Annotated in this window: 11 protein-coding genes; 6 read left to right on the top strand and 5 right to left on the bottom strand. The window is 55.0% G+C overall.

Features of this window, described 5'->3' with window-relative positions:
- The first annotated feature begins 1 nt into the window (after position 1).
- Entirely contained in the window at positions 2–1,321 is a 1,320-nt protein-coding gene (locus QZ170_RS04575) for a DUF4302 domain-containing protein (protein ID WP_297177810.1), read from the top strand.
- A 97-nt stretch (positions 1,322–1,418) separates the two neighbouring features.
- On the opposite strand, the gene QZ170_RS04570 is transcribed toward QZ170_RS04575, so the two are convergent.
- The 4 genes from QZ170_RS04570 to QZ170_RS04555 form a co-directional block, all read right to left on the bottom strand.
- Positions 1,419–2,105 carry a GNA1162 family protein gene (locus QZ170_RS04570; protein ID WP_297177806.1) on the bottom strand — a complete coding sequence of 229 codons (687 nt, stop codon included), beginning with the start codon at positions 2,103–2,105 and terminating at the stop codon, positions 1,419–1,421.
- Positions 2,106–2,240: 135 nt separating this feature from the next.
- Positions 2,241–2,942 (bottom strand): outer membrane beta-barrel protein, encoded by a 702-nt coding sequence (locus tag QZ170_RS04565; protein WP_297177803.1) that lies wholly within the window; start codon positions 2,940–2,942, stop codon positions 2,241–2,243.
- 210 nt (positions 2,943–3,152) lie between these two features.
- Positions 3,153–5,438: a BamA/TamA family outer membrane protein gene (locus tag QZ170_RS04560; protein ID WP_297177801.1), complete on the bottom strand. Its 2,286-nt coding sequence runs from the start codon at positions 5,436–5,438 to the stop codon at positions 3,153–3,155.
- Entirely contained in the window at positions 5,425–6,225 is an 801-nt protein-coding gene (locus QZ170_RS04555; RefSeq protein ID WP_297177799.1) for a shikimate dehydrogenase, read from the bottom strand. Before QZ170_RS04555 ends, QZ170_RS04560 begins: the two co-directional genes overlap by 14 nt.
- Before the next feature lie 1,035 nt (positions 6,226–7,260).
- On the opposite strand from QZ170_RS04555, the gene QZ170_RS04550 reads away from it, so the two are divergent.
- Positions 7,261–7,698 (top strand): hypothetical protein, encoded by a 438-nt coding sequence (locus tag QZ170_RS04550; RefSeq protein ID WP_297177796.1) that lies wholly within the window; start codon positions 7,261–7,263, stop codon positions 7,696–7,698.
- Positions 7,699–7,976: 278 nt separating this feature from the next.
- On the top strand, positions 7,977–8,342 hold the full coding sequence (locus QZ170_RS04545) for a hypothetical protein (RefSeq protein WP_297177793.1): 366 nt from the start codon (positions 7,977–7,979) through the stop codon (positions 8,340–8,342).
- 193 nt (positions 8,343–8,535) lie between these two features.
- Here QZ170_RS04545 and QZ170_RS04540 read toward each other — a convergent pair whose 3' ends face one another.
- Entirely contained in the window at positions 8,536–9,588 is a 1,053-nt protein-coding gene (locus tag QZ170_RS04540; RefSeq protein WP_297177790.1) for an endonuclease/exonuclease/phosphatase family protein, read from the bottom strand.
- A gap of 133 nt (positions 9,589–9,721) precedes the next feature.
- On the opposite strand from QZ170_RS04540, the gene QZ170_RS04535 reads away from it, so the two are divergent.
- From QZ170_RS04535 to QZ170_RS04525, 3 genes are all read left to right on the top strand, one after another.
- Entirely contained in the window at positions 9,722–12,496 is a 2,775-nt protein-coding gene (locus QZ170_RS04535; RefSeq protein ID WP_297177787.1) for a TonB-dependent receptor, read from the top strand.
- A gap of 11 nt (positions 12,497–12,507) precedes the next feature.
- Positions 12,508–13,326, top strand: coding sequence for a DUF5689 domain-containing protein (locus QZ170_RS04530; RefSeq protein ID WP_297177783.1), 819 nt, complete (start codon positions 12,508–12,510; stop codon positions 13,324–13,326).
- Positions 13,327–13,366: 40 nt separating this feature from the next.
- Positions 13,367–14,562, top strand: a 1,196-nt coding sequence (locus QZ170_RS04525; RefSeq protein WP_297177779.1) for a BACON domain-containing protein, incomplete at its 3' end; no start/stop codon positions are given.

The raw sequence follows: 14,562 nt of genomic DNA, 5'->3' as shown, positions 1-14,562 counted from the left end.
TATGCGCTACTATCATATTTGGTCTCTGGTTCTAGCACTCGCCCTAGGGGCATGCAGCCAGTACGAAGAGATGCCCAGTGGCAAGGACTATGCCGCGACAGTGATCACTCAGCAGGAGCAGGAGATCATCAGTCTCCTTCGCTCCAGTGAGTATGGCTGGTCGCTCATCCTCATCCCCGACGAGGGGAACCATGGGGGGATCAACCTCTCGATGAAGTTCATCTCTGACAAGGAGGCTACCATCGCCTCCGAGGAATACGGAGAGACGGTAGAGGTACCCAAGGATCCCAAGAACCCAGGTGCTGGGACGGAGCAGATCTACCAGACGGAGTTTACCTCCAACTATCACTTCTCCCATAACTCAGGCCTTCGGCTGACCTTCGACACGTACAACAAGCCCCTGAACTACTACTCTACACCCGACTGGGGGATCCCCAATGGCTACAACGGAGACTATGAGTTCATCGTAGATAAGGTCAGCCCCGACAAGGATGTGATCTACCTCACGGGCTGTCGCACAGGCAACAAGATGCAGATGATCCGCCTCAAGGGAGACACTAAAGCCTACCTAGAGGGGACAAAGGTCATCAAGCAGGCTGTGACGGGTAAGGCGCTTGCCCCACTAAAGCTCGGGGGGAAGACGGTCGCCCTCTCCATCTTTGGGCTTGCACGCCAGCTCTGGGTACGCTACGATGACAAGTCTGAGCTCCTCCCCTTCTACTATACAGACAAGGGGATCAAGCTTATCAAGCCTCTTACCCTAGGTGGCGAGACGCTTGAGGGACTGACACTAGACAAGGATAAGGCAACTATGACGCCCCTGCACGGCGGAAGCAAGCTAGCCCTCCAGGTCGGGAAGTACGACCTGACGAAGAAGCATCTGTACCTATACTTCTACGAGGGCTATGCGAGTAATGTAGCTCTTGATGCCTTTAAGACAGCTAACGAGATTCAGAGGACGGATACCTACAAGGGATTATACGAGGAGTACATCGACCTAGGACTGTCACCTGGTATCTCCAGACCATCTATGAGCCTGACTCTCGAGAAAGGAATAGAGGGACTTTCGAAGGGCTTCCGACCCGTCTACTACATGGACTTTACCTCTATCTATGGTGAGCCCAACCAGTTCCATACGATACGTATCATCCAGTATGGATCGACCTACTTCTATGCTCGTCGTGCACAGGAATTCTTACTAGAGTACCTCGTGTATTACTCTCCCTACACGGTGACAGATGCTACGGATGCACATGGCTATCACTGGTTGACCTCGCCGAAGGACAATGATGAATTCTGGTGCAAGGTAGAGAGTTTCTAGGTGCAGGTAGGCTAGGCCTACCTACCCCCTAAGTAAAGGAAATCGCCCCGAGGCTTCGAGCCTCGGGGCGATTTCCTTTACTCTATGACTACGACGTCTATAGCTTGAGGTCTGGGATGCGAGAGGGAGCAGCACCCGTACTGCCGTCCTTCCCGTACTTAGGGAGGTAAGGCCCGAGTGGTAGGTCGGAGAAGGCTTCGTTATTCACTTGATTGATAGCGGAGCGCCTACCCTTGAGTCCTACTCCAACGGCATTAACGAAGAGACGAAAGAGCCAACCGAAGAACCCGCCATCCTCCCCCTCGGCTAGCACACGTCTATCCATGCGCCCCTTGAGTTCCCTTGTATAGAGGATCTCATTACTCTTAGTGGATCTGAGTATGTACTGAACCTCGAACTCTAGCTCGGCGTTCAGATGCTGGTCCCACTGATGAATCACTGTGAAGAGCACAGCATCCGTCCCAAAGATTTTGCGGAAGGGTTCAAGGTCTTTCCGTAGGTATTCCTCTGGACGTAGCAGGCTCTTATCTCGGAGATACTCGCTCATGAAGGAGGGTGCGTAGACGTAATACCCTCGGTTGGTCAGTATCGGAGCCAGCCCTGCGTACAGCTGATCTCGGAGGTCTGGCCACCCGATCCTATCGATAGGTGGCACTAGGAGGATCGTCTTCGGGCTCTCCGCATACATGCGAGGATAGAGCTGGGCACGCTTATGAGGGTACATAGAGCGGCAGGAGGAGAGGGTGAGTAGTGCTCCCAATAGAGCTGTGAGAGCAAGGCGCATAGGTCGGTAGGGTCGAGGCATTCCTGGATATACTGGAGGTAAAAAGGCAGCCACCTAATGGGTATGGTTATATGATCCCATTAGGTGGCTCACACGTCCCTACGCTAGGGCAGGGAGGTTAGTTGTGGGTGTGCGTTAGAACTCGTACCCTACAGTCAGGAAGCTCGACACGTAGCGCGAAGCACCGGTATCCCGAATGAAGAGCCCTTCTTGACCTGCACCAGAGAACTGGTTGAGGGCGCTAAACTCTAGCCCCGCACGTGCGTAGAGGCTATTGAAGCGGTACATGAGGCTGAGCTGAAGACCGGCCTCGAACTTCTTGGCATCGCCCCCAGAGAGCATATCGTATTCCTTGATATTCAGTGGATCCCCGGCCTTGTCTACGATAGGGCTACCTCCACGGGTGAGCTTAGCACTCAGGAGATAGGCAGCATAGGGAGATACGTTCAGGAAGATGTGCTGGTTCTCCTCAATAGTGATGATGCGGAAGGAGAAGTCCACGGGCACCTGTATAGCATAGGTCTGTAGCTTAGCGAGCGAGCCTGGTGCGCTGTTGCGGTTGCCGGTCTGCTTCTCTCCTCGTCCGTTGATGAAGACCCCAGTAGCTAGGGTAAAGGGTGTATGGACGAAGGGTAGGGCAAAGCTTACCCCTGCACGGAAGTTCAGTAGAGCCTTACCGCTATCACTAGCGTGGTCGAGCGCAAAGTTCGAGACCTTGGAGAGCGTTGGACCAGCCTCTACACGATAGCGAACCTTGCCGAGCTCCTGAGCTGATGCGTTGGTGATGAAGCCAGTCAGAAGCAGTGCTCCTAAGGCGAATAGTTTAAGTTTCTGCATATCTAAGACATTTATAATGTTACTATTATTAGATCACGAGGTACTCCTTGGTGTAGAGCATTCTCTCCCCGTGCACATAGCGATAACTTCACAAAGGTACACAAAAAAAGTATCTCTGTATCTCTGTATCACCTCCATCTGGAGAGTATCCCATCCTCAGGTTCACATCCCCCTCGACCCTACTCCCCCCTTAGGAGAGTCTTCCTCTCGCTAGAAGGGGTAGCCGATGGCGAAGTGTAGCGCAAGCACATCCCTCGGGCTCTGGTAGGTGATCACCCAGGGGCGACCATTCTCTACCTGAGGGTCATAGACCTTTGCCCCTGTATCGAAGCGCAGGACGAAGTACTCGAAGTCCCAGCGTAGACCCAGCCCAGCCGACAGCGCTATCTCTCGGTAGAAACTCTGCCATCGGAAGTCCCCCTTGGGCTGGTTCTCATACGGCCGTATCGTCCAGACGTTCCCAGCATCTGCGAAGAGAGCGAGCTGGACGGGGCCGAGGACACGCATCCGATACTCAGCATTGAGCTCCAGCTTGATGTCGCCTACCTGATCGAAGATAGAGCGACTCATTGATCGGGGCATACTCCCTGGTCCTAGGCTACGGGCACTCCAGCCTCGTATGCTATTGGCTCCCCCTGCGAAGTAGCGGAGGTCCACAGGCACGAATGAGCTATTCCCATAGGGTACTGCTAGAGCCAACCCCAGATGGTAAGCAAAGGAATTGCCCTCACTCAGCTTCCGCAGCCCGCTGTAGTCGAACTCCCCCTTGACGAACTGTGCGAAGTTCGTCCCAAAGAGCCGATACGTCCCATAGCTGTCACGCTCCCGGTGAGTCAGCTGGGACAGCCCATAGAGTATCGCCCCCGAGGACTGTAGGTAGAGCCTGAGGTTGTGTACCCAGGGTGAGGAGGAGAGGCGGTAGTCATTGAGCGAGTTGTAGCGGAAGAGGTAGGAGGCACCGAGGACAAACTGATCCCGATAGTTCAGGATCTGTGTGATCAGAGGCATCGACTGGCGGAAGCTCTCGTTGATATAGGCGAAGTGTAGGAAGTTTAGATCCAGTACCTTCAGGTGGTGCTTGTAGGCTGGAGTGTAGTGGCTGTGCCAGCTATATCCCCACTCGAGGGAGAAGATATCTCGGCTAAACTCTGGACGACCATGGTAGTCATAGCTCGCCTGGAAATTCGTCGACGACTGGAAGGTAGAGGGGCCACGGGTATAGAGGAAGGGGACAAGGAGCTTCGGGAACGTCAGCGAAGCCTCCATCCCGTAGCTGAAGTGATCGTTGGCTCGGCTACGAAAGGACTCATAGCCCCCGCGTACCTGGAGCTGCAGCTGCTCGCCTCCGTTAAAGAGGTTGTTGTGTCTGAAGGTCAGCGAGGCACTTACCCCGAGGTTGCCCGAGGAGTTCGTCCCGACGATATCTCCGCCGAAGCTCTTGCTCGGCTCCGAGCCTGTCACTATATCACAGTTGAGGAGCGAAGAGTCCCCCGAGAGGCTATCTATCTGATAGCGCACAGAGATATTCCTCAGCGGGGCGAGGTCGGATAGGGCAGCATAGGTACGGGAGGTATTCTGTAGAGAGTAGTCTGCCCCTAGGCGTACCCAGATGCGGTGAGCGAGCTCCCCCGGGCGCACATAGTGCTCTGGGTCGATCGCGAAGGCTATACCTGCTAGGGTATCCCGTCTGAGAGGTAGGCTCCGATCATTCCCCTCATGTCGCAGGGTCACTCGGCCTATACGGTAGGTGGTGGGAGGGACGGAGATGAGCTTGCGCACCCAGCCATTGTCCACCTCCAGCGTATCCACCTCGTAACGGATGCTGTCGGAGGAGAAGCCATAGTAGCCTCGGTTAGCTAGGATCAGGGCGATGCGCTCCCGCTCGAGCTGCATGTTCTGAGGCGAGAGTACCGAACCTGGGGCGAGGTAGGAGGTGTATCGCTCGCCACGGAAGAGCTTCTTCTGCTGAAGGCTATCCCGGGGATGCAGGAGGGGGCGGATGAGGGTGTCGGAGAGGACTTCCTCCTCCCGTCCCACATAGTAGCGTGGGCCAGGCTGGATCTGGTAGAGGAGCTTGGCCCGCTTATGCTCTGTAGTGTCGATGTATAGGCGAGTATGAGCATCGAGGTAGCCTAGGTTATACATCGCTGCAGTGAGGTTGGCTCGGCCAAACTCTGCCTCCTGCTCGCTGTACAGTACGGGGGGATCGCCCCACTTACGGAGCTGTCTATTGAGGAAGCTATTGCTCTTCGGGTTACTTAGGCTGTACACGGCTAGCGTCCACTTGACGAGCCCCAGCAGGCGGGCATTGGGCTGCTGCGTCAGGTAGGGCTCTAGCTCTCCGAGCTGCTCTTGCTCGTAGGCCGTGAGCGAATCCACACGGATGCTGACCTTGGAGAGGAGGTAGCTCCCATCGGGCACATACTTGGTCGTCGAGCAGGAGACGGCGAGTAGGCAGGCGATCAGTGCGAGGATCGGGTACTTATACTTGTTCATCTGTAGTCCATATCTCCCAGGCCTCATCTGCCTGGATGTAGAGCATCTCTAGCCCATCCTTGGTCTGGGCTCCTCTCAGCTGTGCCTCCCGGAGGAAGGCTGTGGGAGAGGGATTGTAGATCAGATCGTAGCAGAGGTGCTGATCCGACAGAGCCTCATAGGGCAGGGGAAGGAGCTCTCCGGGACAAAGCCCGACAGGAGTCGCATTGATCCACAGCTGACACTCCTCGGCTAGTCCCCCACGGAGCTCCTCGTAGGCGATCATCCCTAAGCGGGGATGACGACTGACCTGTAGCCCCTCCAGCCCCAGTAGAGATAGGGCGTAGAGGACTGCCGAGGCTGCGCCCCCACTCCCGAAGACGAGAGCCCTTGGCCTCGTCCCATCTAACCACGTAGATAGAGAGCGTCTGAAGCCCTCCACATCCGTATTATAGCCGTAGACCCGGGGGAGCCCCGTAGCGCTTCGTCTGATCCGCAGGACATTGGTTGCCTGGAGCGCCTCCACGTCAGGGCTGGAGACGTCTACGTAGCGTAGTATCTCCCGCTTGTAGGGGAGGGTTACATTGAGCCCGCAGAGGTCTGGCTCTCGGGCTAGTAGACTCGGGAGCTCCTCGATCGAAGCAAGCTCATAGGCTCGATAGGTCGCATCAATACCCTCACGAGCGAAGAAGTCCCCGAAGTATCTGGGGGAGAAGGAGTGAGCGAGCCTCCGACCGATCAGACCGTATTTACGTCCTGAGCCTTGGGGGGCTTGGCTCTGTTGCCTCTGTTCGCTTTGTAGTACCATCAGCTCTGTCTATTAGGACAAAAATACAACAATTCACATCTCACACACGCTCTACTCCTACTCTTCACTCCGGATGGAGCTTAGCCGACCTATTCGTCCGATCCCTAGGGAGCGGAGGTAGATCCCATAGCTTCGATAGCACGGACGCCTCTAACGACTAGGATCACTGAGGGGCTTCCAGCTCCCCTATCATGCGTATACCCAGCAGACGAAAACGAGCATACCGAGAGCGCTGATGTGCTCTCGGCATGTTCGTTGAGGCACTCTCGGCGTGCCCGATAGATAGCTGATCGAGAGCAAGATACCGACCTACCCTTATCCCCTACTCTAGCACCAGATCTTATGGATGGGATGTATGATGATGCCCCCCAGGGCTGACGCATGAAATCACTGTAGTGCGAGGGCAAGGTCGTGAAGGTGTATACGCCGAAGATAGGAGATAGAAGATAGAAGTATCTATGTCTTAGTCTAGATATGCCCAGCGAATACCTCCTACCTAGGAGGGATGAGTGTACACGTGTGTACACAACTGTATACCCACGTGTACACAACAGTATACACGCGTGTACACTACCTCGCTCTAAGTATATCCTCTGTAGGGCTCGCTAGTATGTCTATTCCTTGGAGATAATACGTAGGATCTCTAGTGATGGGCTAAGGCTCCCTGGGATATGAAATGCCCCCCGAAGATCCAAAGGCAGGAGTGTACGAGCGAGATTATGCGTCGACCCCGTATCCCCCCGACGAGATGCTTACCTCTACTGAGGAATACCTATATTTGCCACACTACTAAACTATAAATAAGGAGCTCTATGCAGTATCTATACCTTATCATCCTACCACTCTCTGTGGGTGGTAGCCTACCCCTCGTAGGGCGGGGGCAGTTGCACCTCGCCGATGATGCTACGGGAGCTTCAATAGTCTTAAAGACCAAAGCCCTATCATAGGGGCACAATTCTCACCCTTGGGGGATGTTGGTATCCCTCTACTATCGTCCCTTCTTGTTGGTTCCCTCATGTAGACAAGCAATAGATCATGAATAAGAGAATAACATTACTCGTTGCCGCCCTTCTGCTACTGACAGGGTGTGACTTCATACCGAAGATTGTGGCACGTAGAGTAGTATACACGGTTCAAGAGATTAATGCAACTCCTGATACGATGTATTATAGCTCCTATTTCCGTCGAATGGGTGATCCCTTCATCGTTGCGCCGAGTATTTTTGTCCCAATTCTCCCCGGAGATTCAAGTCAACAATCTGTTCTTGATCGTAGTGAACTGTATAGCCATCCAGAGCGCTACCGATATTATATCTGGTTTGCCTCTCGGGAGACCTACTGGAAGAATGAAAGCCTGTGGCCAGCCAACTATGGTAAGCCTTCCCTATATGATACGGTGCTATCGTACACGATAGAGGAACTCAAGGCGATGAACTACCGGGTGGTCTACCGAGGCAAGCCAGTCACCCCCTGAGGTGTGCAAAGCTTATAGCGAGGGAGCAGGAAGGCTATGGCCCCATGGATCGTACAATACTGCATTTGCTCATGGCTCAAGCTTATCTCTTGAGCCAAAGGCTGACACCTTGTTCTTTTCACCCCTTATATTCACTTCGTATGAATACTAAAGGCTCTTTTTGCTGGATAAACCCCTGGCGAGCAATCATCTTCATATTGGTCTCGCTATCATTTGAGTCCTGCTTTCTATTAGGACATTCTCTCCATCGGATTAGCTCACCGATTGATTCGATCTCTGTGACGACCTCATTCCTTCGTGGAGGACGCACAGGATGGTTCCGAAGGGCACTCTCGGGACAAGGGCCAGGGCAGTATCCTCTCGTTCCAGCGCCTGAGCCAGAGCTCCGTGAGCTGCTCTATACGGAGATGACCCGAGCTAAGCTGGAGCGAGATTGGGGGCTGAAGGAAGTCGTCGCTGGAGGTGGAATATTTTGGTCTTCTGGCAGGAAGCACCAGTTTGTTGTCTCTCATGAGGAGGATCGGCCTATCCTCATTGATGTGACAGAGCGAGTGATCTATAAATTTAGGGAGTGTGGATATGATACGCCTCTCTATATGATCCTCAAGCAATACTATCCTCTTCTTGACCCAAGGAAAGAGTAAGGAGATGAACCGCTGGTAAGATAATAGTAGGAGTATACCCGACCTCGGCTCAAGGCCTAGGGGGAGAGGGAGAACCAGAGGATGTTAGGACAGAACAAACCCCGCTAGTGCAACTCGCCCTAATGGGGAGATGCACTAGCGGGGAGCGAAGTACCAGCGGTAGATCTGGAGGATCGAATAGCAGACTATCCCCCTATTCCTCGACCGTACGGGTCAGATAGAGATAGACGGGATAGTGGTCGCTGTAGCCCCCCTGGAAGCGTCCCGAGGAGAAGGTACGGAAGGGATAGCCCTTGAAGTGCCCCGTCTTCTGCGTCAGGAAGTCGGCGCTGTATATATAGGCATAGTCCCCACTCTTCTTGTCTTGTTGGAGGTGGAGCGAGGTGTCTGGCCCGCCGATGAGGTTGGCCGTCACCACGAGGTTGTCGAAGAGGTTCCACACGTCACGATAGGCGAGCGTACCACGCCCTGAGGCATGGATCTTGGCCATGGGATTGTAGAGATCCTCGGGGGCTAGTCCCTCGGGGGTCGTCTTGGCTCGTAGTCCCTCGACGACGCTAGCTGAGGTAGGATCGTCGTTGAAGTCCCCCATGAGGATGACCTTGTTCGCAGGGTTGGCTTGCAGGAGGGAGTCTGTGACCGAGCGCATGACCTGCGCTGCCTGCATACGCCGACGCAGCGAGATCTGCTCCCCTCCGACACGAGAGGGCCAGTGGGCGACGAGGAAGGAGACGGGCTCCCCGAGGAGCAGACCATTGACCTCGAGGACATCACGTGTCTTGATATACTCCTCGCCCTGGAGGCGTACGGGGTGAGGGCGAGCGTCTAGGAGCTGGTAGTACTTAGACCGATAGAAGAGTGCGCAGTCTATGCCCCGCTTGTCTGGGGAGTCGAAGTGGACGATCTCGTAGCCTAGGTCACGGAGCTCGGGCTCACGCAGCAGATCCTGGAGTACCTGGCGGTTCTCTATCTCACACAGGCCGACGATATCGGGACCATGCTTGGAGCCTATCTGGCTGAGGGCATAGGCCATATTGTGGAGCTTCTGCTTGTACTTCTCTGGGGTCCATTGGTTCTTCCCCTCGGGGAGGAAGTCCTCGTCGTTGTTGTCTCCATCGATGGTATCGAAGAGGTTCTCCAGATTGTAGAAGGCTACAGTCAGTCGTACCTGCTTCTTCGTCTGCCCCGAGAGGCCATAGAGGGAGAGGCAGAGCGAGAGTAGGAGGGTAAGGAAGGGTCGCTTCATCGTTGTCGGTGTATTATAAGGAGTGAGTATCCAGCATATTATCTATCTTTATGGTGCAAAAGTAATAATTATCACTCGCTATATTGCTCTATTGTCCCCTAGGGACGGGCATTATACCCATACGTGCCGACGCATGAACAAACTTATTACCACACTCGTCTGCGCCTCCCTCCTAGGGGGTGCAGCCCTAGCACAGCAGACTGAGGGGACAAAGGTGTTGGACAGCAAGAGCGGTAAGCCTATCGCTCAAGCTACGATCAGCATCTACGGCCCCGTATCGAAGCGCCTCAAGACGGCTAAGGATGGCTCTTATCGTCTCTCCGACCTTCCTAATGGACGCTACACCCTCACCCTAAGTGCCGGAGGCTACGAGACCCGACAAATCGAGTACGTGAAAGACCAGTACCACACCACTCTCCCCACTGAGCTCCAGCTCACACCCCTACCACAGGGACGTGAAGGCCTCTACGATGACCTCCTCGTGAGCGAGGGGAGCGATGACGGAGAGAGTGGCACACAGGATCGGGTCACGCTACTGACCTCCTCCAAGGATCCCTTCCTCAATGCCTCGGGCTACGTCTTCAGCGCTGCACGCTTCCGCAACCGGGGCTTCGACAGCCAGTACAGCGAGCAGATGCTCAACGGGGTAGCGATGAACGACCTAAACACGGGCTACTCACCCTGGTCACTCTGGGGTGGGCTCAACGATGTGACACGTCTACAGGAGACCTCACAGAGCTTTGAGCCTATAGCCTCCGCCTTCGGTAACGCAGGCGTAACGAACAATGTGACGATGCGTCCCTCCATGTACGGAGCACAGCGTAGAGCGACAGCCTCGCTAAGTAACCGTACCTATACGGGACGCCTAGCCTTCACCTGGACAACAGGCGAGATGAAGGGGGGCTGGTCACTTGCCCTGAGCGCAGCCCGCAGAGCCGGCAGCGGACAATACTCCTACGTCAGAGGACAATTCTATGATGCCTGGAGCTACTTCCTCGGGATCGAAAAGAAGTTTGACGAGATGAATAGCGTGAGCTTCATCGCCCTAGGTGCTCCCACCCGCCGAGGGGTAGCCAGCGCCTCTAGCCAAGAGGCCTATGACCTAGTTGGCTCAAACTTCTACAACCCTAACATCGGTCGTCAAGGAGGGAAATGGCGTAATGCTCGAGTACGTAGTAATCACGAGCCCATCCTACAGCTCAACCATTACTACTCCAATGCGCTATCGAACCTCCACCTACACACCACCTTCAGCTATCGCTTTGGGAAGAATGCCTACTCGGCACTGAACTGGTATAATGCTCCAGACCCTCGCCCCGACTACTACCGCTACCTCCCCTCCTACTTCACCCGCATGGCTGACCCCAATGCACAGGATCCCTCTGCCGCTGCTCGCTATGAGGAGCTATGGCATAGTGATCCCAACATGAGGTACATCGACTGGGATCGTCTCTATGAGATCAATCGACTCAATCAGACGACCGTACGTGATGCCTCTGGGCGTGTCTTAGCCACAGGGAAGAAGGCTCTCTATATGGTCGAGGACAGGCATACAGACCAGAGGGAGTTCGCTTGGGCTACCACGATGGATTGGCTCCCTCTCTCTTGGCTCGAAGTAAACGCTGGAGGGAATGCACGTACCAACGTCACCGAGAATTACTCTGAGGTCGCTGACCTCCTAGGGGCAGACTTCGTCTACGACATCGATAAGTTCGCCGAGCGAGACTTCGGTGGAGATCCTACCAAGAGTCAGGTGGACCTCAACCACCCCGACCGTATCGTCCAGAAGGGGGATCGCTTTAGCTACGACTACGACTCTCGTATCAACCGCTACCAAGCTTGGCTCAACCTCACCTACCGCCTCCCTAGACTGGATGCCTACACGGCACTCAGCTACACCCACACAGCCCTACAGCGTGATGGGAAGCAGCGTAGAGGTCTATTCCCAGACAACTCCTTCGGCTACTCAGACCACATCAAGTTCAATGACCTAGCAGCCAAGGCTGGGGTGACCTACAAGATCACTGGGCACCACTACCTGCAGGCTAACCTCGGGTATATCGAGCAGGCTCCTACCTTCCGTAACCTCTTCATCTCCCCTAGGACACGAGATAGCTATATCAGCAACCCCAAGTCCGAGAAGATACTCACTGCGGAAGCATCCTACCTCGTACGTCTTCCCTGGCTCAGAGGACGTGTAACGGCCTTCTACACCCACATCGCCGACCACGTGCAGAACGTGAACTTCTACGACGATACCCGTGCTTCCTTCTCGAACTATACGATTACAGGTATTGCCACTCAGCACGCTGGCGTAGAGCTCGGCCTCGAGGCTAAGCTCTCTCCCACCCTCACGGCAAATGCAGCGCTGGCTCTCGGGCAATATAAGTATGCGAATAACCCCTCCTATGTCCAGACTATCGACAACTCCAACGAGATCGTAGACCAGGATATCGTCTACTGGAAGGGGCTCAACATCAGCGGTACTCCACAGACTGCTGCTACCCTAGGGCTGACGTACTACTCACCTTGGTATGCCAACTTCGGAATCAATGCCAACTACTTTGGTCGCAACTTCGTCTCCATGGCACCGCTGGTACGTACCGACCGTGGCCGTAGTGCACTGCCCGAGCGGTACATCCTGCCAGAGAAGCTACAGGATGGCTTCACGGTGGATGTCTTCGCCAGCTACTCCTGGAGGCTCAACTACAACACCTATCTGCGCTTCAACCTCTCGGTGAGCAACCTACTGAACAACAAGCGCCTGCCCAACAGTGGCTACGAGCAGCTCCGCATACGTACGCTACGTGATGACAATGGAGTGCAGCAGCTTCATCAGCCCTTCGACAGCAAGATCTCCTATGTGTATGGGACGACCTTCTTCTTCAACACGTCCCTCCAATTCTAAGCTTTGTGATTATGAGATCTCTAGGTAAGTATATCCTCCCTCTGCTCACACTTTGCACCCTATCGCTGGTGAGCTGTGAGAAGTACAATGAGGTACCAGCCCCAAGCTATAAGCCTGCTACCCCAGGTCAGGAGCTTCCCCTACCTACACATACGATCAGCCAGCTCAAGGCACTCTATCAGAAGGGGGGGGTGACCCTCAGTAGCCCAGTCGTCGTCTCCGCCGTTATGGCATCGGATGATAGCGAGGGCAACCTATACAAGAGCTGCTTCATACAGGACGAGACGGGCGGGATCGAGCTGAAGTTCGCCATGGGTAGCCTCAGTACCCTCTACCCACAGGGCTCACGAGTACTCTTGCTGTGTCAGGGGCTCACCCTCGGAGCCTACGGGGGACAGATCGGCCTAGGCTACCGCTCCAGCGACCCTAAGTACGAGACGGCTTTCTACCCCGAGAAGCTCGTACCTCTAGCCCTACATCGTCTAGGTGCAGAGGAGCTTCAGCCCCGTACACTCACCATCGACCAGCTCAGCAAGCAGTACGCCGCCACACTTGTTCGTATAGAGGGGGTGCAGTTCGTCTCCTCGGAGCTAGGGCAGACCTATGCGAGCCCCGAGCAGAAGACCAAAGTCTCTAACGTCAATCGTACCCTCACCGATCGCTCTGGCAAGACCCTCATCGTACGCACTAGTAGCTATGCCAAGTTCGCAGGTAAGACCCTGCCCGAGGGCTCAGGGAGCATCGTCGCCCTACTGACCTACTTCAGGGACACGCCTCAGCTCCTGATCCTCCGAGAGCATGACGTCCAGCTCTCCTCTCCTCGCTTCTAGGACGAATACACTTCCGTACAACCCTATAACACCTCGCAAGATGACTAAGAAAGCACTTCTTCGCTGGTCGCTCACTGCTCTGAGCTGTGTGCTACTATCCGTAGGCTTCTCGTCCTGTAAGGACAACGATGACACCTACACCAAGCCCACCTACTCCATCACCAAGGATGGGAAGGCCGACAAGACCTTCTCTCTAGCCAAAGAAGGGGGGACACTCACCCTACACCTAGAGACCAACCGACGCTGGGAGGTAAGCTCCACAGCCGACTGGGTCAGCATCAACCCCACCTCTGGGGAAGCTGGCGTCCTCGACATCACGGTGCGAGTGCTCCCCAACAGCACGGCTCAGGCTCGCCGAGCACAAATAATCTTCAAGATCAGCGGCATCACCGAGATCTACACCATCGAGCAAACCTCGGGCGACACCCCCGGTGGCGGTGGCAACCAAGGTGCAGAGACTGCCCTAGCAGACTTCATCAAGAAGTATGACCAAGGCAAGGAAGTAACCGTAGATGAGGAGATCGTACTCAAGGCATCCCTCATCACGGACATCGAGGGCAACAACTCCGCTAGCAACAAGAACATCGTCCTACAGGCAGGCGAGGTCGGTATCACCGTCCGACTCAAGACCCCAGCCAACAAGGCTTGGAAGCCTGGTACGGTCTTCGCCGTCAAGGCTAAGGGTGGGAAGGTCACTCGCTACCGCGAGGGCTCACTCCAGCTCGACATGAGTGCTGTCGCCGATGAGAGTGCCGTGACTCCGACCACCGAGGTCATCACCATCCAGCCCAAGGCGGTTACCCTAGCCGACATCTACGCAGGCAAGTACGACAATATCCTCCTCGCTGTAGAGGGTGTACAGTTCCAGACCGCAGGCAAGGCACTCAACCCGAACAAGCCTCAGGGTGGGAAGGCTCCAAACACCTTCTTCAATACCCTCACCGACTGCGTCACTACTCCTCCACAGGGTGTAGGAGCTCTCTCCGTACCCATCTCGGGCTATACCTCTGAGGCACTACGCTCTACCCTCTCCTCCGATAAGAATGGACGCATCGTAGGGATCATCCAGATCAATGTGACGGAGAACAGCAAGGACAAGAGCAAGGTCAAGCACTACAACCTCTGGATACGTAACCTCCAGGATCTCGACGGTCTGAAGGGTACCCGCTGTACAGAGCATGGTGGCACCCCTAATCCTCCCACGCCTCCCACACCCAACCCCAATCCTCCCACGCC

This window comes from uncultured Porphyromonas sp., from assembly GCF_905372525.1.
GTDB lineage: Bacteria > Bacteroidota > Bacteroidia > Bacteroidales > Porphyromonadaceae > Porphyromonas.
Note: the sequence above shows the minus strand (reverse complement) of the source record. Positions and strands in the feature narration are given on the sequence as shown.